Below are 18,099 nucleotides of genomic sequence, written 5' to 3'. Positions count from 1 at the left end.
TCGTATAGGGTCACCCGACGATTGAACGACTGGACACGCCGGATTATTCCAGGGGTCGTGATGCGAAAGCACGACGGCGGCAACCGCCGTCGATCAGGCGCGCGGCGAGCGCCGCACGATGCAGTAGACGCCCGCGGCGGTCACGCCGAAGGCCAGATGGGCGACCAGCGTGATCGCGCCGCGCACGGGAACGAACCACGGAAAGATCGCGGTGAACGCGTGCAGGTTGACGCCATAGAGCACGAGTCCGAACGCGCCGCCCGCGAGCAGCGCCGCGCCGGGCGACAGGTTGCGGACCAGCTTCGCCAGCACGGCCGCATAGGCAAGCGACAGCACGCCATGCACCAGCGTCGCCACGCCCATGATCAGCGGATCGAACCCCGAGGACGCGCCGAGCGCGGCTCGCCCCATCACGATGGCGGCCGTCAGGCGCGCATCGCGGAGCAGGTTGTGAATCGCATCCTCGCCGGCGACCGGCCAGAGCATCAGCTCGATGACGGTCGAGCCGACCGCCGCGCCGAACGCAGCCCAGAGAATCGGCACCGGACCGTTCCGCTTCAAGCGCCCTCCGCGATGGCCGCCCGCCGCACGGCGGGGTTTACAGCGGACGTTCGCAGTCCGTCCAGTACGCGAACGGATCGCGATGTTTCGGATAGTGCTCGTCGAGCCATTTCAGCAACGTCGCACGCGCGTTGTCCATGTCGGCCTTCGACGACGACGTCGTCAGCTCGTGCACCTCGACGGACTTTTCCCGATCCATCACGTAGCAGTTCCAGTCCGGGCCGTCGCCATCCGGATCGTCGGACGCCTTCGACGACTTGCCCCAGCCGAACCCCTTGCGCGCATCGATGTAGTAGCGCGGATGCACTTTCAGATACGACATCTCGCCGCCCTGCAGGCTGCTTTCCGCGCGCAGCACGTCGCGCTCGTCGACGATCTGCGTGACCTCCGGAAGCCGACGCGAGCGCCAGCCGGCCGGCAGCGTTGCCGTCGCGCGAACCGCGTCGTATGCGCCCCACGTGAGGCCCCAGGCTTCGGCCATGCGCTTCATGAACGCATCCGCGCCCGGATAGCCGCGCAGCTGGATCCGCGTCGACAACGTGACTTCGACCCGGCCGTCGGGGCCGGCGGGGTCGCCTGCCGCTTCGAACGGGTTGCCCGGACGCGACGCGCGCTGCTGCGCGTCCGTGGGCGCCATGCCCGAAAACAGCTGGTCGAGCGCCGCGCGCGCTTTCGACGACTTGTCTGGTCTATTCATTACTCACTCTCTCCCTCTGCATCCGTACGTCTGCAGAAACTGTCGATTCTCATTCATTATCGGATTTCGCGTTTTTCCGCGATCGCATTGTCGATCATCCGGCATCCCAGGTCGAGCCGCGGCGACGTCAGGCGCCCTTCGACGCACGCGCCGGCGGCTGAACCGCCTGCCCCAGCGCCGCCCGCATCCGCTCCATCAGCGCGAGCACCTCCGGACGATTCTCGCCCTTCGCATGCACGAAGTGATACCTGAGCGGCGACTCGACCTCGTGCCGGCTCACGCGGACGAGCGCGCTGCGCTCGAGATACGCATCCGCGAGCGGCATCCGCGCCAGCGCCACGCCGAGCCCCGCTTCCGCCGCCGCGAGCACCAGGTTGTAATCCTCGAAGCGGCGATCCTGCGCGCGCGGCTTGAACGGAATGCCGAGCGCGTCGAACCAGGTACGCCAGCCGGTCACGTCGGAATCGTGCAGCAGCGGCATCTCGAGCAGCGCGGCATCACCGCTTCGACGGCGCAGCGCGGCCAGCTGCGCGGCGAGCCGCGGATGCGCGACCGGATGGAGCGTCTCCGGCATGAACTCGCGGGTTTCGAGCTCACGCCAGTTGCCGCGCCCGTAGCGGATCGACAGATCCGCCTCGCCGGCGGCGATATCCACGTTGCGCACTTCGATGCCGAGCTCGATGCGCAACGCGGGCGCTTCGCTCTCGAGTGCATGCTGCCGCTCGAACAGCCAGAGCTGCGCGAATGCCGGCACCACACTCAGCTTGACGAGGCGCGGCGCACGCGGCGAGCGCCACTGGTCGGCCGCGCCGTCGATGATCGTGAACGCCTGTTCGATCCGGCCGACGAAGCGCTGGCCGTCCGGCGTGAGGCGCACGCCGCGCGCATGGCGTTCGAACAACGCCATGCCCAGCCAGTTCTCGACGGCGGCCACGCGCCGGCTGATCGCGCCGTGCGTGACGCCGGACACGTCGGCGGCCGCCAGAAACGAACCGTGGCGCGCCACCATGCAGACAGTCTCCAGGCTCGCCAGCGGCGGCCGCGAGCCAGGTGCCGGCGTGACGGCCGACAGCGCGTCCGCCACACGCCGAGGCGTGCGTGCCGAGCCGTCGGCCCGGCGCCGCACCGAGCTGTGAGCCATATTCATATTCGGATGTTGATCTGTGCGCTAGCTTAACATCTCGCCACACCGCACCATTGTCGCATGAACACCCTTTCCTCCTCGTCGCGCGGCGCGCGACAACCGCTCATCGCAGCCGGCGCAGTGGCGTTCACGATCGTCTCGTGGGCGTCCGCTTTCCCGTTCATCCGGATCGGACTGCACGGGCTGGCGCCGTTGCAACTCGCGGCCGCACGCTTCGCGACCGCGGCCGTGCTCGTGATCGCATGGCTGGCGTGGCGGCGGCCTGCGAAGCCGTCGACCCGCGACGCGTTGCGCTTTCTCGTCTGCGGGTTTCTCGGCATCGCGCTCTACAACGCGCTGCTCAATACCGGCGAGCAAACCGTGTCGGCCGGCGCGGCGAGCTTCATCGTGAACACGCTGCCGATCTTCACGGCGCTGCTGGCCGCGGTGTTTCTGCACGAACGCTTCAATCGCTGGGGATGGGTCGGGTCGCTGATCAGCCTGGCCGGCATCGCGGTGATCGCGCACGGACAACCCGGCGGGCTCGTGCTCGGCTCGGGGAGCTCGCTGATCCTCGGCGCGGCGCTGTGTTCGGCCAGCTATTTCGTGCTGCAGCGGCGGCTGATTCCCGTGTACGGCGCGCTGCCCTGCGCCGCGTACACGCTGCTGGCCGGCGCGCTCCTGCTCACGCCATGGTTGCCCGGCGCACTCGTGTCGCTCGGCGGCGCGTCGCACGACACGACGCTGGCGGTGCTGGTGCTCGGCGTCTTTCCCGCCGCGCTGGGTTACGCAACCTGGACTGTCGCACTCGGCTACTTCGGCGCGGCGCGCGCCGCCAACTTTCTCTATCTGACGCCGGCGGTCGCGACGGCGTTGTCGATCGTGCTGACGGGCGAGCGGCCCGGCATCGAGACGGTGTGCGGCGGGCTGCTCGCGATTGCGGGCGTGATATTCGTCGCGTTGCGCGGTCGGACGTAGGCTCGCGATTTCGTCGAACGGCAAGGCCGATCCGAAGAACGATCCGGCAGCGGGCCAGTCATGCCGGGCCGGTTGTCTGCAAAGCCGAACGCACACGCCGCTTATATCGACCCGCACCAATTCGCCGACGCGACCGAGCTCGACCGTTAGTTGCATCAAACGGGGTGGCGATGAAAGTGTGCAGACAAACCGACCGAACAGTTCGCGATTGATTGCATCGCACTGTCCATGGCCATCGGCATCGGCCCGGTCGAATAATCGGAGCAATCGACAGCGGCGCGAGACGGCCACGAACCTGCCCGAGGGGCCGGCGCAACAATCGCGCGATCGCCTCACATTTGCGCAAGGCTACGCAATTCGGCGAAGCGGGCGCATACGCGTTCGGATATATTCATACCAATTGCGTGTCGTCTGACGAAAGCATCCCGCTCGCTCGGGAAACGCTCGGCGCCGGCGTTGTCCGTCGACGTCGACAGCCCGGCGGCATGCAAGCCGGCCCCCTCACGGGTCATGGAGATTCGTCCGGCACGCCGACCGCCTCACAAGGGCGCGCGAGCGGCCGGACGGCACTAGAAATATCAATCAACGGAGATGGCAGATGGAACGAAGCACAGTCGGCATGCGCTGCAAACCCCTGATCACCGTCGCACTGGCAGCCGCCGCATTCGCGGCCGCGTCGGGCGCGATGGCCGACCAGGTCGTGAAGATCGGCAGCGTCGAGCCGACGACGGGCGGCATTTCGCACCTGGGCAAGGACAACGAGAACGGTGCGCGCCTCGCGGTCGAGGAAATCAATGCGAAGGGCCTGACGATCGGCGGCAAGAAGATCACGCTGCAGCTTGACGCGCAGGATGACGCGGCCGACCCGCGCCAGGCCACGCAGGTCGCGCAGAAGCTCGTCGACGACAAGGTCGTCGCCGTCATCGGCCACCTGAACTCGGGCACGTCGATCCCGGCGTCGAAGATCTACAGCGACGCGGGCATCGTGCAGATCTCGCCGTCGGCCACGAACCCGACCTATACGCAGCAGGGCTTCAAGACGACCTACCGCGTGGTCGCGACCGACGCGCAGCAAGGGCCGGCACTCGCGAGCTACGCGCAGTCGAAGGGCGTGAAGAGCGTCGCGGTGATCGACGATTCGACCGCGTACGGCCAAGGCCTCGCGAACGAATTCGAGAAGAAGGCGAAGGCGCTCGGCCTGAAGGTGCTGTCGCACGACGCGACCAACGACAAGGCCGTCGACTTCCGCGCGATTCTCACGAAGGTCAAGGGCGAGAACCCGGACGCGATCATGTACGGCGGCATGGACGCCACCGGCGGCCCGCTCGCGAAGCAGGCAAGACAGCTCGGCCTGCGCGCGAAGATCCTGTCCGGCGACGGCGTGTGCACCGACTCGCTGGCCGATCTGGCCGGCCCGGCGGCCGACAACGTGCTGTGCTCGCAGGCGGGCGCCGCGCTCGAGAAGATGCCGGGCGGCGCGGCGTTCCTCGCGAAGTACCAGAAGCGCTTCAACCAGGGCATCAAGTTCGATGCGCCGTTCGCGTACGACGCGGTCTACATCGCGGTCGACGCGATGAAGCGCGCGAACTCGACCGACCCGGCGAAGGTCCTCGCCGCGATGCCGTCGACGAAGTACGAAGGCGTGATCGGCACGACGACGTTCGACGCGAAGGGCGACCTGACGCACGGGATCATCTCGATCTACGGCTACAAGAGCGGCAAGAAGACCTTCCTCGACCAGGTGAAGATGTAACCCGCCGCGACGCCGGCACGACGGGCACGCCACCCGTCGGCGCCGGCGCCGCCCGGGTCGATTCGCGTTTTGCGGAGATGAAGCGACATGTGTGCAATGGCGTATGCGGAATTTCAACAGGAGTTGAAGAAAGCGCAGTTGACGGCGCGGGAATTCGCCCGGCTGATCCGGATGAACGAAAGTTCCATCACGAACTATTCGAGCAAGGGCACCGTCCCCTCCCACCTCGCGGTCATCGCGACCCTCATCGGCGCGCTCGCCGCGCACGAGATCGATTTCCGGCACGTGATCGGCAACACGGCGATCGAACCGAAACGCCCGCGCGGCGTCGGCGCGTTTCCGGCTGCGGGCAGCACGCCGGCCGGAAAAAAGAATCGCGGCGCGTCGTGATCGGCCGGGCCTGACAGCGGCACGCTTGATCGACACCGCGACATCCGGCGCTGCCTGGGGCAAGTAAACGGCGCTCCATTGTTGCGGGCCGCGCGCGGCCCGCATCGCAATGCGTACCCGTCAGGCAGCGGTCTGATCCTTCTCGAGCAGCGCAGCCAGCGCTGCCCGTTCCGACCAGTTGCTGCGACCGTCGCGTCCGGACGCACGCTGCGCCAGCGTAGCCGCCCCGACCACGCCGGTGGCCAGCACGCTGCAGCGGCCCCGCCCTTCGGTGAGCCGCGCCTCGATGAACACGACGCTGGGCGAGCGGCGCATCGCCACGCATTCGACGACGGGGTAGGCCGTTCGGACCGGCTTCATGAACTGGATCGACATCTGGACGGTGCCGCAGGTGCGGCCGCGCATGTGCAGCACGCCGGTCACCGACATCGCGCAATCGAGCAGGCCCGCGATGATCGCGCCGTTGAGCGCGTCCGTGCCGAGTCCGCCCTCGTGCGCTTGCGTACGCGTCACCAGCGCCAGTCGAACGATCCGCGGGTCCGACAGGTCGAGCGACGCGCCCAGATGGTCGATGATCGGCATCGCACCGAGGCACGCCTGCCATTGCGCGCGCGCGTCGGCCGGCCCGGGAATGTCGAGCGCCTCGGCGGCCCAGCCGGCATGGGACGCCGTCATCGCACTTCCTCGGGCTGCCGGGCCGGCATTCGGGCCAGCGGCGCGGCATCGTCCGGAACATCGGCTCGCGGCGCCTCGCGAAACGGCGACCAGATGAACTGCTTCCAGTAACACTCCGCCACGCCGACCCAGTTCCGCAGCGACTCGATGCTGTCGAGCGACTTGTCGAGGCTCACCATCAGCCAGCTGTAGACGGCCTGGCTGTCGCGGCAATCGCCGCAATGCCCCGACGTGCAGCACAATTCGACGGTCTGAAGATCCGGCTTCCACGTGTTGAACATCGGCAACGCCGCGTGGCCGTTCGTCAATCGTTCCACATTGCCCGGATGGTCCTGACTCACGCTCGGGCACACGTCGTAGCCGAACTCGCCACACCATGCGCGGCCGGTGACGATTGCCTCGATATGCGCAGGATGATTCAGCACGGTGTCCGGATAGGCGCGTGCGACGCGCAGCATTTCGGCCAGCAGGCGCCGACCGTTTCCCATCCGCAACGGGTGGCCCGTATCGTACTTGCTGTAGAAGTTGAACGTGACGACGTTGCCGTTGTCGCGAATGCGCCGCACCGTCGGTTCGATATAGCCGATGCCGTCTTCCGTCACCGCGAATACGAATGTGGCGCGCGGATCGTCCCGATAGTTGTCGAGCGCCGTGTCGAACAAGCCTTCGAATCGGCTGCCGCCCGGCCGAATCGCGCGAAGCGCGTCGTCGAGCGGGCCGCCGCCGAACAACGAGATGAACACCGTCACGCGCTCGAACGGTTCAATGTTCGGCAGCGGCTTCAAGCCGTTCGTCGAGATCGACACGTAGCGCATTTCGTCGACGAAAGCCTCGATACGGTCGCGAAACCGCGTCGGTTCTCCGCCGATCAACAGCGCGCAGTTCACGCGCCGTTTGCGTTCGGCGGCGACGAACGCTCGCCATTGCGCGATCGACTTCACTTCCTGCGACTGCTGGTCATGACCGAACTCGAAGAACCAACAGCCCTTGCACCGGATATTGCATGCATTGGTCAGGTGATACTCCGAGGCGCGGACCAGCGACGAAAAACGCCGGACCTCGTTGAAGCGGACGGCCAGCGCCGGATCCTGTTCGAGCAGCGCCGGCAGCCGTTCGGCGATCAGTTCCTTGCGCCGCGCCTTCATGTCGCGTGCGTCGATCATGACAGGGCCCCGTTGCGGGATGCCATCTCCGGCACCACGAGCCCGAGCGCGCCCAGTTTCGGCAGGATCTTGCGGACGAAATGGCGTCGCAACTCGCCGTTCGTCGTCTTTCGCAGCCCCCACTTGACGTACAACGCGGACCGCTTCGATTCGTCCCGCCCGAACAGCCCGAGGATATGCGGCCACAGACGGTCGAGCGCCTGTTGGGCCTGCTGCCGTCCCGCGTCGGATGCGCATGCGTCGCGAATGATGCGGAACCCGTGCGCGACATGGACGTGCTCGTCCTTGATGATCTGCTTTACGAAAATCTCGCTGAACGGCGCGTAGCTCGACTCCTGAAACTCGAGCAGATGCTCGAGCACGACCGCCTCGCCCAGGAACGAGAAGATGCCCCGTTCCATCCAGTTCCGTACGCCGCGCACCAGTTCGTTCGCGTAATACGGACGCGCCTGGAAATGCTGCGTCAGCATCGCGCTCGTATCGACGTTCAGGCCCGCCAGCACCTCGGCGCTCAGTTCGTAGTGCCGCACCTCCTCGGCCGCACGCTCGCAGCAAACGAATTTCTCGTATGCATTCGGCGCAAGGTTGTAGAACACCTGCGTGTAGTCGTCCGCGCCGGTCAGCTCCCCTTCAGTATGTACCATCATCAGATGCGTGGCGAGCGTCCGGTATTCGTCTGGCATGTTTCTGAAATCTTCCGGTGTCCTCACTGCATTCTTTCCGATCACCGGGGATGCCGCTTGCAGGGTCTCCACGTGTCGTCTCCTGGGTTGTCTTCTAGGCGATCCGTTCGGCGGTTGATGTCGATGCCCGCTTCACCGCACCGCCGCCGGCCGACGCCGGCGGCTCGCCGAGGATTTCGCGCAGATGCGCAAGCACCTCCGCGCGATGCGAGTCGATGAAAAAATGCTCGCCGTCGAACACCCGCACTCGGATCGGCAACGACGAATACCGTTGCCATTCGCCCAGATCATCGAGTGCGACCAGCGCATCGTCGGCACCGGCGAGCACATGGACCGGCACCGGCACGGCGCGAATCGCCGCACGCCAGGTTTCCCTGCACTCGAGGTCCGCACGGATCGTCGGCAGGAACAGATCGATGAAGGCATCCGCATCCAGCATCCCCGCAGGCAGCCCTTCCAGCAGATTCAGTTCCTGCACCAGTTCGTCGCGAGGCAAATCGTGCAGCCGGCGCCGGCGTCGCGACGGCAGATGCGGCGCCGCGCATCCGGACACGGCAAGGGCCGACGGGGGCATGCCGAGGTCGACGAGCCGGCTCGTCAGCTCGAGCGCCAGCGCGCCGCCCATGCTGTGTCCGAACAGCACGACGCCTGCGTCGGCGAGGGGAAGCAGGCTTGCCATGACATGGTCGGCGAGCGCGCCCATCGTGCGCAACGGCGGCTCGCCGAACCGCGCGCCGCGCCCGGGCAGTTCGACCGCGCACACTTCGACGTCGTCCGGCAACCCGGCATGCCAATGGGCGTACGCGGAAGCGTTGCCGCCGGCGTACGAGCAGCACACGAGCCGGATGCGCGGCGCTAGGACCGGCATGAAGACTTTCAACGCTGCGGTGGGAGTCATGACTGTCGCGGTCGGGGTGGGGGTGGGGTTCATCGGTCGATCACGCGCCGATCACGCGCCGGACGCGTACGTCACGCAGGCGAGCCGGTATGCCGCCTCGCTTCCCACAGCGCTTCCATGCGCGCGGTAATGGCCGGGAGCTGATCCCGCGTCACGCAATACCTGACCGTACGCAGCGGCGTGCGCAGGATCGGCAGATCGAACACGCCCTCTCCTTGGGCATCGATGCCGAGCCGCGTCTTGACCCGATTGGCGCCCACGTTGTCGGCCGGCGACTCGAACCGGATCGAATCGAGCGAGAAGCGCGCGAAGAATGCCGCCATCGCCTTCACGTACGACACGATGCCGATGCCGAGTCGCCGATGTTCCGGGCTCCAGATATGCGCGTGCATGACGCCGCTGACGTACTGCCCCGGCGCCGCCCCGGCGCGCGGCTCGAGATGCGTCAGTTCGTGCACGCCCACGGTCTGTCCTTTCAGCGCGACGCTCAGGATCGCGTTGCGCGGCATGTCGGCGCGCGTGTCCCGCTCGATATTGAGCGCGAGCATGTCGCGCATCTGACGGCGGCCGGGCAGCCGCGCCGGATCGACGCCCATTTCGATCAGATGGCTGTCGCCGCTGTCGTACCAGTACGCGATGAAGCCGTCGATGTCGGTGCTGTCAAAATCTCGTACCTCAATATCCGCTACGTCGATCACGCCACACTCCATTTGTCGCTTCGCCGCGGTCGACCGGGCCTTTCGTGCCCGCGTCGGGCCATGCCGTGAAGCGGCCGGCCAATCCGTCTGTCGCGATGATGCAGATATCCGGCACCGACCGTCAGCTGTAGTTTTTTGCAGGATGAAACGAATTGCGCGCCGCCACGGTTAGTCGCAGAATGTCTTCCAAATCCGGCCATTCATGGCATCGAGTCCGCAGAGTTGCATCACAGCGGATGGCGCGGCCTCATGGCCTTTTTGGTATCCGAACCAATCCCGTCCGGATCACCGCGATTCAGCCGGATCACCTCCGGCATCACGCCGCACATCGTCGCGCCAACGGCTACTTCCCGCCGCGCGATCCGATCCGTTCCGTATCGATGTCGTTCCGCTTCCGGCCTGCCTTGGCGACGCCGCGCGGCCAGTCGTCCGCCCATGTTTGAAGGTAACGGTCGTCATTCGCGCGCGATGCGCGCATCGGCCGGGACACACGCCAAACAAGGAGGTTGCTCGTGGATCTGAAACCGGACGGACATGCGGTGCCGGCTTACTTCGACACGTGTTCGCACGACGGATACGTCCGCGTGTCCGCTACGCAGCTCGCATCGGTCACGCTCGCCCTGCTCTATGCAGCGCGCGACGAACGCGTACTGAGCGACGCATGGGATCTCGGCCTTCCCGCGTGCCACGCCGGCCATTGCGAATGGATCGATACCAACTGGCGACCGCCGATGACCTTCGGCTGGTCCTGGTTGACGGATCGCGATCGCACTTGCCGAATGTTTCCGAACAGCGTGACCTCCAACGTGATGATCGTCTGCGCAAGAGGCTACGACGTCGGGCCCGACCACACCCGATCGCTGCTCGCGGACTGGATCAATACGCTGCCGTGGACCGCGAGTGTCCGCGCGCATCTCGCACTGCCGGTCCTGTAAAAAATTGCAGTTTCGACGCGTCCTCCATTTCGCATTTAATGCGTACGTCAATTGGAGTTCGCACATGCACCACACCACTATCGGAAACGCGTCGCAACTGTCCGCTTCGAACCTTGCGGCACTCGCGTCGTATCGACACGCAATCTTCATCGAGAAGCTCGGCTGGCAGCTTCCGGTAGTCGATCAGCAGGAGTTCGATCAATTCGATCGACCGGACACGATCCATATCTTCGGTCGCGAGGACAGCGGCGCGATCTGCTCGTGCGCCCGACTGCTGCCGACGACCCGGCCGTACCTGCTGAGCGAGATTTTTCCCGGGCTGATGGGCGCGGCACCGGTTCCGAATGCGCCCGATATCTGGGAACTCTCGCGCTTTTCGTCCTACATCCTCGGTGCCGATTCCAGCGGCCTCAAGCGCGCGCATGCGAATACGCGCAGATTGCTGGCGGACGTCGTGGGTTTCGCGCGGTCGAACGGCGTTCGACGGCTCATCACGGTGTCGCCGCTCGGCGTCGAACGGCTGCTGATGCGTCTGAGGGTTCACGCGCACCGCGCCGCGCCCCCGCAGATCATCGACGGCAAGCCGGTGTTCGCGTGCTGGATCGAGATCGATGAAATCACGTGTGCGTCGCTGGGCATCGAATGTCCGCGCACGACGACGCCGAGCTGAAATCGAGCCGACTTCGGTCCAAAGGCATGCCGTCCCGCGCGACGCGGCGACGCCCTTCCTTCCCTACGATATTCGCCCCATGCAGCGAGAGACCATTCCGGCCTTCGACGGTCGGCCCCTGCGAGTGTTTCATACGGAGCGCTCGACCGGCCGCCGCAACCTGATGCTCGTTTTGCCGTTCGGCGTGCGTCATGCGATGGTCGAACGACTGTGCAACGCGCTCGAGCCGCACTTCAACGTGATCACGTGGGAATCGCGGTTCGTGCTCGACCTGCAGGATGATGCGACCGACGACGCATTCGACGTCGAATACCACGTGCGCGATCTCGTGACGGTCGCCGCGCATGCGAACGACCGCGTCGGACACGACGGCCCGATCGATGTGATCGGCTATTGCTCCGGCGCCGGCGTCGGCCTGCTGGCCGCCGCCCGCTACCCCGACAGCGTCCGCCGGCTCGCGCTGGTGTGCGGCGAATTCATGCTGAAGCCGTCGGTCTGTCCGCCGAGCAGCTTCCAGCGCGAAGTGGACGTGCTCCTTCCGGTCGCGGCGACGAGCCAGGAAATGGCCGGCATGCTGTTCGACAAGATCTCGTCCGGCCGCAGCGCGCCCCAATCCGAATTTCATTCGTTCATCTCGGTTCCGTTCTCGAGCGCGGCGCACCTGCACCGCTACGGACTGAACTACGTCGCGTACCGGCGCACCGACTTCCTCGGCGCAGCCGGCACCGTGACGCAGCCCACGCTCGTGATCGCGACGCGAAGTGATCGACAGGTGCTCCCGGAAAGCGCACACATCATCGTGGCGCACCTGCCGGACGCGACCGGCGTGCACGAATTCGACGGCGACCACTACGAGCTGTGTCGCGCGCAACCGGCCATGACCGACACGCTGCTGCAATTCTTCGGAACGCAAGCCAACCGATCGGAACCTGTTCAATGAACCACTCGACCATCGACGGCCGCTTCGCCGAGCAGGTGCGCCGCACGCCGGAGCGCATCGCACTGGAGGGAACGGCGCACACGGCGCCGCTCACCTACCGCGAACTCGACCGTTGCGCGAACCGGCTTGCCGCGGTGCTTGCCCGGCATGGCGTGACGCAGGGCGCGCCCGTGCTGCTGATGCTGCCGCGCTGCGCGAACGCCGTGATCTCGATGCTGGCGATCGTCAAACTCGGCGCGACCTTCGTCCCGCTCGATCCGAACTACCCCGCTGCGGTCAAGCACGCGTACACACGTGACAGTGCGGCGCGGCACGCGATCGCGGCCGCCGGCGACGACACGCTGCGCGAGTCGGGACTGTCGGTCATCCACGTCGCCGATCTCGCGAACGACAGATCGGCCGAGGATGCCGAAGATGCCGACGCTCCGCCGCCCGCCGCGTCGCACGGTGGCGACGCGCCGGCCTACGTGATGTTTACCTCGGGAAGCACCGGCAAGCCGAAAGGCGTCGTGGTGCCGCATCGCGGCGTCGTGCGGCTCGTCGATCGGCCGAACTACATCGCGATCCAGCCGGACGATGCATTCCTGCTGCTGTCCCCGATCACCTTCGATGCGTCGACGTTCGAGATCTGGGGCGCCTTGCTGAACGGCGCGCGCCTCGTGGTATACGACGGCGCCATCTTCGATCCCAATGCCGTTTCGCAGTTGATCCGCGAACAGCGCGTGAGCGTGATGTGGCTGACCGCCGCGCTGTTTCATCTCGTCGTCCGCCGCTATCCGGCCATGCTGACCGGCGTGCGTGTGCTGCTGGCGGGCGGCGACGTGCTGCATCCGGACGCGGTCAATGCCGCTCTCGATGCGTTCCCCGGCATCACCATCGTCAACGGGTACGGCCCGACCGAAAACACGACGTTTACGTGCTGCCACGTGATGACGCGCGGCAACCGGCCCGACGGCATCGTACCGATCGGCACGCCCGTGACCGGCACGTCGGTGCATGTCGTGCGCGGCGACGGCGATCTCGCGGCCGTTCCGGACGGGCAGGAAGGCGAGCTCTATACCGGCGGCGACGGCGTCGCGCTCGGCTATCTGAACAAACCCGACGCGACACGCGCGGCCTTCGTGCCGGATCCGTCCGGGCCCGGCCGGCTCTACCGCACCGGCGACATCGTCCGGCGCCGTGCGGACGGCACGCTCGAATTCGTCGGCCGGCGCGATCGGCTCACGAAGATCCGCGGCTACCGCGTCAGCCTCGACGAGGTGCAGCAACTCGTTGCGCGCTTGCCGTGCGTGGAGGAATGCGTCGTCCAGGTTCGCGAAGACCCGAACGGCGAAAAGTCGCTGGTCGCCACGGTACAGACCAACGAACAGCGCGACAACATGCCCGCGTTCATTCGCGGCGAACTGCGCAAGCTGGTGCCTGGTTTCATGATTCCCGACGCCATCGCCGTGTGCGCCGAACTACCGGTCAACGCGAACGGCAAGGTCGATCGGGTTCGACTCGCAAGTCCCATCTGAAAATCCGGAGAACGTAATGACTGAAAAAACTGTTGCCATCCCCGACCTGATCGCCTCGACCTGCCGGGACACGCTCGGCTTCGCCGACCTGCGCGGCGACGAGGATTTCTTCGACCGGGGCGCCAGCTCGCTGACGATCGTCGAACTGCAGATTCAGGTCGAGAACCGGCTGCAGGTGCGGGTGCCGACCAGCAAGCTGATGGCTGCGCCGACGATCGACGGCTGGGCCGGCATCTACGAAGCAGCAGCAGCCGAACTCGCGTAAGCGCGTGCGTCATTTCCCGAACACCGCTTCGTCCCTTCGAAGCGGATGCATTTAATCGATTCGACCAGGAGCACCTCCATGCAGAACTTTCGACTGACGCCCGAGGAAATCGCCACTTTTCGCGCGCAAGGCTACATCGGCCCGTTCACGCTGTATTCGCCCGAGGAAGCGCGCGAACGCTACAGGACGATCCGCGCGCAGCTGTTCGATCGTGAATACGCGGTCTACGACCTGCCGCCGACGAGCCCGATCGCCAATTACGATCGCCACCTCGACGTCAATCTGCTGAGCGAGCATATCGGCCGGCAGGAAATCGTCCAGCGGCTCAACTCGATTCTCGGGCCCGACGTCATCTGCTGGCGTTCGGAGATGTTCCCGAAGTATCCGGGCGACGAAGGGACCGACTGGCATCAGGCCGACACGTTCGCGCATGCGTCGGGCCAGCCGCAGATCGTGTGGCCGGGCGACCAGCGGTTCGGCGGCGCGATCACGGTATGGACGGCGCTGACCGACGCAACCGAGCAAAACGGCTGTCTGCGGTTCGTGCCGGGCACGCATGAAGAGATGTTCTACGACGAGTCGAGGAAGATGCAATTCGATCCGTCCAACATCAATGCCCTCGAGAAGGACGGCATCAAGCGCGGCTTCTTCGGCTACGACTATCGCAGCCTGCAGAAGGATCCGGACTGGAAACCGGACGAGAGCAAGGCCGTTTCGATCGTGATGAAGCCCGGCCAGTTCGTGATCTTCTGGTCGACGCTGATGCACTCGTCGTTTCCGAACTCCACGGTCGACCAGACCCGGCTCGGCTACGCGAGCCGCTACGTGCCGGCCGCGGTCAAGGTCTATCCGGACACCAACACAGTCGACGAATACGGCAGCAAGATCTCGCTCGACAAGTTCGGCGTCGTGCTCGTATCCGGCGAGGATCGATTCGGGCATAACCGCCGCGTCGAGCGCAACGCACGCGGCGTGAGCTTCGCTCAGCAACCTTCCTACGCCTGACCGACCGCACCCGCGGCCATGAAACCGGCGAACGGCGCGGCGCGCCGTTCGTCATTCGACCGGTGCCAACCCATGATCCAGCCTATCGAGATACCTCATGTCCGGCGCGTCGACCACGTCGTCGCGTCCGTCGTGGCGAGCGTCCTCGGCCGCGACGCCGTGACGCCCGACGACGACTTCTTCACGATCGGCGGCTCGTCGATTTCCGCCGCGCTGGTGAGCACCCAGCTCGAGCGGCAGCTCGGCCGCGACGTGCCGGTGCGCCTGCTGTTCAAATATCCGTGTCTTCGCGTCTTCAGCGAAAAACTGCTCGAATCCATGAGTGTGGCCGCACGGTAGTCCCGAGATCACTGTCCTGAATCGCCTTCTCCTCGGAGGAATTCGCTTTGAACAAGCACTATCGCGCTGAAATCTACGATTTCGACAAGCAGGTCGAGCGCGCGGATCTCACGCTCGCCGATGCCGCATTGCTGATTCGCGATCGCAAGGCCGCCGCGGTCCTTGTCGATCTGGTCGATCCGAGCGCGCTCGACCGATGGTGGGACGATCCGGCCTTCCCGCCGGTCACGCAGCACCAGAGCTTCGCCGGCGCCGGCAAGTCGGGGCTGGCGATCGGGCCGACCCAGCGGCTGGTGAAAGAGCAGTTGATCCCCGGTCTGATCGACTACTTCTCCTATGCCGGCCGCACGAATGCGGCGCTGCGCGACACGGAATTCGTCAAACTCTGTATCCGCGAGCTCGGCGCCGGCTCGGTTCGGGTCGGCGACTGGGGCGAACTTCCGCTCGTGTCCAAACGGGAATACCAGCCGGTGCCCAACGGGCTCTACAGCGTCCCGCCGCATTGCGACGCGATCCACTTCGGCCGCGAACCGCTGAACTGGCCGATCAAGGACGGTTACGACGAAGGCTACGATCAGATCTCACTCTTCCTGTCGGTCCAGGACGCGGAAAACAGCGCCGGCCTCGTCATGTGGGACTACCGGCCCGCGACGCGCGCCGAGCTCGACGAACTGATGAGCGAATTCGCGCAAACCCGGCGCATCGACCGGCTCGACCGCGTGCGTAGCGTCACCATCAACGGGCGGCCCGGACAACTGAACATTCTCAACACGCGCGTCATGCATGCGGTCGAGCAATGCACGACCGTGCGCCGCACGCTCGGATCGTTCCTGGTCTGGCATGACGGTCAATGGCGGATGTTTCACTGATGACAGACATCGCTTCAACGGCGGGCGGCGACCCCGCGCGCAATCGGCTCGAGGCCGAGATCGCGGCGTTCGAACGGTTCGCCGGGTCGAGCACGATCGGTCGCGCCCGCGTCGAGCGTGTCGAGCGCTTCGGCTTCGTGATCCATCCGCCCCACGCGAACTCGGCACACGAGCCGCGATTCGACCTGTTGTTCATCGCGCTGACGCACGGCAACGAATACGCCGGACTCCCCGTGCTCAATGCGCTTTGCCGCTACGTGGAGGCCGGCGTGCTGGCGCCGTCGGTGTCGATCGGCTTTCTGCTGGGCAACGTCGACGCCGCGCGGCGCGGCACGCGCTTCGTCGAACGCGACTTGAACCGCACGTTCGGTCGCGCCGGGCGCGACACGGCCGACGACCGGCGCGCGCGCGAGATGGAGCCGGTGATGAGGCGCGCCCGCTTCTGCGTCGACCTGCATCAGACGATCGAGCCGTCGGAAGCGCCGTTCTTCGTCTTCAACTACCACCCGACGAGCCTGCAACTGGCGCACGCGATCGCACCGGACACCCCCGTCGTCACGCATTGGGGCAGGCCCTTTTCCACCGCGTCCGCAGGCGGCTGCACGTCGGACGAATTCATCCAGCAGGGCGACGGTGTTGCGCTGAGCATCGAGCTCGGCCAGAAGGGCTTCGGCCTCTATCAGATCGCGGCGGGCGTGCGCGTGTGCCTGGACGCGATCACCACCGTCAGCGCGGTCGTCCACGGCGCTTCGCTGCCGTCCGTCGATGCGTGCGCGAATCCGATCTATACGTGGGCGCACATCGTCCCCTATCCGGACGGCGAGGTCAGCCTCGACGCAGGCTTGCGGAATTTCCAGCCGATCCGGGCCGGGGATCGTCTCGGCACGCGCGACGGTGCGCCGCTCGTCGCCGGCACGACCGGCCTGCTGCTGTTTCCGAAATACCGGCGATCCGAATCCGAGCCGAAGCCCGCGGAGCTTTACCGTTTATTGAGGCAACCGGCATTGTCCGAACTGGGCAAGGGCGACTGCCTTATGCCGCAATCCTAATCATTCCGCATACGTGGAGGCATCATGCAGCATACCTACCCAGCTCAACTGATGCGCTTCGGCACCCCGGCGCGCGCCGAGCGCATGACCATCGCCGCGGCGGTTCACGCGCTCGATTCGGACGAAGCGGATGCAATCGTCATGGATATCGTGCCCGACGGCGAGCGCGACGCGTGGTGGGACGACGAGGGCTTCTCGAGCTCGCCGTTTACGAAAAACGCCCACCACGCGGGTATCGTCGCCACCTCGGTGACGCTCGGCCAGCTCCAGCGCGAACAGGGGGACAAGCTCGTTTCGAAGGCGGCGGAGTACTTCGGGATCGCCTGTCGCGTCAACGACGGCCTGCGGACGACCCGATTCGTTCGCCTGTTTTCGGATGCGCTGGACGCGAAGCCGCTGACGATCGGGCACGACTACGAAGTCGAGTTCCTGCTGGCGACGCGACGCGTCTACGAACCCTTCGAGGCGCCGTTCAACTTCGCGCCGCACTGCGACGACGTGAGCTACGGGCGCGACACCGCGAACTGGCCGCTGAAGCGATCGTTTCCACGGCAGCTCGGCGGGTTCCTGACGATTCAGGGCGCCGACAACGACGCAGGCATGGTGATGTGGGACAACCGACCGGAATCCCGCGCCGCCCTCGACCAGATGCATGCCGAATATCGTGAAACCGGTGCGATCGCCGCACTCGAAAGGGCCGCGAAGATCATGCTGAAGCCGCAGCCCGGTCAATTGACGCTGTTCCAGAGCAAGAACCTGCATGCCATCGAGCGCTGTACGTCGACGCGACGCACGATGGGCCTGTTCCTGATCCACCAGGAAGACGGCTGGCGCATGTTCGATTGAGCGACGGCAATCGTGCTTCGCGCGCGATTCGCTCGACATACTTCC

21 protein-coding genes are annotated in these 18,099 nt (G+C 65.9%); 13 read left to right on the top strand and 8 right to left on the bottom strand.

All coding sequences use genetic code 11. From position 1 onward, the window contains the following. Positions 1–93: 93 nt before the first annotated feature. The 3 genes from F3J14_RS02975 to F3J14_RS02965 form a co-directional block, all read right to left on the bottom strand. A complete protein-coding gene (locus F3J14_RS02975) occupies positions 94–561 on the bottom strand; it encodes a sodium:proline symporter (RefSeq protein ID WP_166721701.1) in 468 nt (155 codons plus the stop codon). Between the two features lie 37 nt (positions 562–598). Next, positions 599–1,258, bottom strand: a complete 660-nt coding sequence (locus F3J14_RS02970; RefSeq protein WP_166721700.1) for a nitroreductase — start codon at positions 1,256–1,258, stop codon at positions 599–601. A gap of 127 nt (positions 1,259–1,385) precedes the next feature. Next, positions 1,386–2,405 (bottom strand): LysR substrate-binding domain-containing protein, encoded by a 1,020-nt coding sequence (locus F3J14_RS02965; RefSeq protein WP_166721699.1) that lies wholly within the window; start codon positions 2,403–2,405, stop codon positions 1,386–1,388. A 57-nt stretch (positions 2,406–2,462) separates the two neighbouring features. Here F3J14_RS02965 and F3J14_RS02960 point away from each other — a divergent pair, with 57 nt between their 5' ends. The 3 genes from F3J14_RS02960 (at position 2,463) to F3J14_RS02950 (ending at position 5,502) form a co-directional block, all read left to right on the top strand. Continuing rightward, complete coding sequence (locus tag F3J14_RS02960) at positions 2,463–3,359, top strand: DMT family transporter (RefSeq protein ID WP_166721698.1); 897 nt, start codon at positions 2,463–2,465, stop codon at positions 3,357–3,359. Between the two features lie 598 nt (positions 3,360–3,957). After that, on the top strand, positions 3,958–5,112 hold the full coding sequence (locus tag F3J14_RS02955) for a branched-chain amino acid ABC transporter substrate-binding protein (protein ID WP_006749739.1): 1,155 nt from the start codon (positions 3,958–3,960) through the stop codon (positions 5,110–5,112). Between the two features lie 87 nt (positions 5,113–5,199). Then, positions 5,200–5,502: a hypothetical protein gene (locus F3J14_RS02950; protein ID WP_012372184.1), complete on the top strand. Its 303-nt coding sequence runs from the start codon at positions 5,200–5,202 to the stop codon at positions 5,500–5,502. Positions 5,503–5,622: 120 nt separating this feature from the next. On the opposite strand, the gene F3J14_RS02945 is transcribed toward F3J14_RS02950, so the two are convergent. The 5 genes from F3J14_RS02945 to F3J14_RS02925 form a co-directional block, all read right to left on the bottom strand. Next, complete coding sequence (locus tag F3J14_RS02945) at positions 5,623–6,177, bottom strand: PaaI family thioesterase (RefSeq protein WP_166721697.1); 555 nt, start codon at positions 6,175–6,177, stop codon at positions 5,623–5,625. Further along, positions 6,174–7,340, bottom strand: a complete 1,167-nt coding sequence (locus F3J14_RS02940) for a radical SAM protein (protein ID WP_166721696.1) — start codon at positions 7,338–7,340, stop codon at positions 6,174–6,176. The genes F3J14_RS02945 and F3J14_RS02940 overlap by 4 nt, the downstream gene beginning before the upstream one ends. Next, entirely contained in the window at positions 7,337–8,023 is a 687-nt protein-coding gene (locus F3J14_RS02935; protein ID WP_166721695.1) for a Phenylacetic acid catabolic protein, read from the bottom strand. Before F3J14_RS02935 ends, F3J14_RS02940 begins: the two co-directional genes overlap by 4 nt. Before the next feature lie 94 nt (positions 8,024–8,117). Then, positions 8,118–8,954 (bottom strand): alpha/beta fold hydrolase, encoded by an 837-nt coding sequence (locus tag F3J14_RS02930; protein WP_247682108.1) that lies wholly within the window; start codon positions 8,952–8,954, stop codon positions 8,118–8,120. 38 nt (positions 8,955–8,992) lie between these two features. Next, positions 8,993–9,619 (bottom strand): hypothetical protein, encoded by a 627-nt coding sequence (locus tag F3J14_RS02925; protein ID WP_166721694.1) that lies wholly within the window; start codon positions 9,617–9,619, stop codon positions 8,993–8,995. Between the two features lie 512 nt (positions 9,620–10,131). Between F3J14_RS02925 and F3J14_RS02920 the strand changes: the two genes are divergently transcribed. From F3J14_RS02920 to F3J14_RS02875, 10 genes are all read left to right on the top strand, one after another. Then, the gene (locus tag F3J14_RS02920) at positions 10,132–10,554 is read left to right on the top strand and encodes a DUF4902 domain-containing protein (RefSeq protein ID WP_166721693.1); all 423 of its coding nucleotides are present in this window, start codon (positions 10,132–10,134) and stop codon (positions 10,552–10,554) included. Positions 10,555–10,618: 64 nt separating this feature from the next. Continuing rightward, the gene (locus F3J14_RS02915; protein WP_166721692.1) at positions 10,619–11,224 is read left to right on the top strand and encodes an acyl-homoserine-lactone synthase; all 606 of its coding nucleotides are present in this window, start codon (positions 10,619–10,621) and stop codon (positions 11,222–11,224) included. 79 nt (positions 11,225–11,303) lie between these two features. After that, positions 11,304–12,164, top strand: coding sequence for an alpha/beta fold hydrolase (locus F3J14_RS02910; RefSeq protein WP_166721691.1), 861 nt, complete (start codon positions 11,304–11,306; stop codon positions 12,162–12,164). Next, positions 12,161–13,681, top strand: a complete 1,521-nt coding sequence (locus tag F3J14_RS02905) for an amino acid adenylation domain-containing protein (protein WP_166721690.1) — start codon at positions 12,161–12,163, stop codon at positions 13,679–13,681. Before F3J14_RS02910 ends, F3J14_RS02905 begins: the two co-directional genes overlap by 4 nt. Before the next feature lie 16 nt (positions 13,682–13,697). Next, entirely contained in the window at positions 13,698–13,946 is a 249-nt protein-coding gene (locus F3J14_RS02900; protein WP_105830237.1) for an acyl carrier protein, read from the top strand. 78 nt (positions 13,947–14,024) lie between these two features. After that, on the top strand, positions 14,025–14,951 hold the full coding sequence (locus F3J14_RS02895; protein ID WP_166721689.1) for a chlorinating enzyme: 927 nt from the start codon (positions 14,025–14,027) through the stop codon (positions 14,949–14,951). Between the two features lie 18 nt (positions 14,952–14,969). Then, positions 14,970–15,290, top strand: coding sequence for a phosphopantetheine-binding protein (locus F3J14_RS02890; protein ID WP_247682107.1), 321 nt, complete (start codon positions 14,970–14,972; stop codon positions 15,288–15,290). 47 nt (positions 15,291–15,337) lie between these two features. Beyond that, positions 15,338–16,159: a hypothetical protein gene (locus F3J14_RS02885; protein ID WP_105830238.1), complete on the top strand. Its 822-nt coding sequence runs from the start codon at positions 15,338–15,340 to the stop codon at positions 16,157–16,159. Beyond that, on the top strand, positions 16,159–17,208 hold the full coding sequence (locus F3J14_RS02880; protein WP_166721688.1) for a succinylglutamate desuccinylase/aspartoacylase family protein: 1,050 nt from the start codon (positions 16,159–16,161) through the stop codon (positions 17,206–17,208). Before F3J14_RS02885 ends, F3J14_RS02880 begins: the two co-directional genes overlap by 1 nt. A gap of 24 nt (positions 17,209–17,232) precedes the next feature. After that, the gene (locus F3J14_RS02875) at positions 17,233–18,054 is read left to right on the top strand and encodes a hypothetical protein (protein ID WP_166721687.1); all 822 of its coding nucleotides are present in this window, start codon (positions 17,233–17,235) and stop codon (positions 18,052–18,054) included. Positions 18,055–18,099: the final 45 nt, after the last annotated feature.

It is taken from the genome of Burkholderia sp. Tr-862 (assembly GCF_011753085.1).
GTDB lineage: Bacteria > Pseudomonadota > Gammaproteobacteria > Burkholderiales > Burkholderiaceae > Burkholderia > Burkholderia ambifaria.
This window is presented reverse-complemented; position numbering and strand designations above follow the sequence as displayed.

Bases quoted from the DNA above. Each gene is read 5' to 3' on its own strand.
- F3J14_RS02955 (WP_006749739.1), top strand. From the start codon at position 3,958: ATGGAACGAAGCACAGTCGGCATGCGCTGCAAACCCCTGATCACCGTC.
- F3J14_RS02915 (WP_166721692.1), top strand. From the start codon at position 10,619: ATGCACCACACCACTATCGGAAACGCGTCGCAACTGTCCGCTTCGAAC.
- F3J14_RS02930 (WP_247682108.1), bottom strand. From the start codon at position 8,954: ATGAACCCCACCCCCACCCCGACCGCGACAGTCATGACTCCCACCGCA.
- F3J14_RS02890 (WP_247682107.1), top strand. From the start codon at position 14,970: ATGAAACCGGCGAACGGCGCGGCGCGCCGTTCGTCATTCGACCGGTGC.
- F3J14_RS02895 (WP_166721689.1), top strand. From the start codon at position 14,025: ATGCAGAACTTTCGACTGACGCCCGAGGAAATCGCCACTTTTCGCGCG.
- F3J14_RS02950 (WP_012372184.1), top strand. From the start codon at position 5,200: ATGTGTGCAATGGCGTATGCGGAATTTCAACAGGAGTTGAAGAAAGCG.
- F3J14_RS02875 (WP_166721687.1), top strand. From the start codon at position 17,233: ATGCAGCATACCTACCCAGCTCAACTGATGCGCTTCGGCACCCCGGCG.
- F3J14_RS02965 (WP_166721699.1), bottom strand. From the start codon at position 2,405: ATGAATATGGCTCACAGCTCGGTGCGGCGCCGGGCCGACGGCTCGGCA.
- F3J14_RS02945 (WP_166721697.1), bottom strand. From the start codon at position 6,177: ATGACGGCGTCCCATGCCGGCTGGGCCGCCGAGGCGCTCGACATTCCC.
- F3J14_RS02970 (WP_166721700.1), bottom strand. From the start codon at position 1,258: ATGAATAGACCAGACAAGTCGTCGAAAGCGCGCGCGGCGCTCGACCAG.
- F3J14_RS02880 (WP_166721688.1), top strand. From the start codon at position 16,159: ATGACAGACATCGCTTCAACGGCGGGCGGCGACCCCGCGCGCAATCGG.
- F3J14_RS02910 (WP_166721691.1), top strand. From the start codon at position 11,304: ATGCAGCGAGAGACCATTCCGGCCTTCGACGGTCGGCCCCTGCGAGTG.
- F3J14_RS02935 (WP_166721695.1), bottom strand. From the start codon at position 8,023: ATGCCAGACGAATACCGGACGCTCGCCACGCATCTGATGATGGTACAT.
- F3J14_RS02940 (WP_166721696.1), bottom strand. From the start codon at position 7,340: ATGATCGACGCACGCGACATGAAGGCGCGGCGCAAGGAACTGATCGCC.
- F3J14_RS02900 (WP_105830237.1), top strand. From the start codon at position 13,698: ATGACTGAAAAAACTGTTGCCATCCCCGACCTGATCGCCTCGACCTGC.
- F3J14_RS02960 (WP_166721698.1), top strand. From the start codon at position 2,463: ATGAACACCCTTTCCTCCTCGTCGCGCGGCGCGCGACAACCGCTCATC.
- F3J14_RS02905 (WP_166721690.1), top strand. From the start codon at position 12,161: ATGAACCACTCGACCATCGACGGCCGCTTCGCCGAGCAGGTGCGCCGC.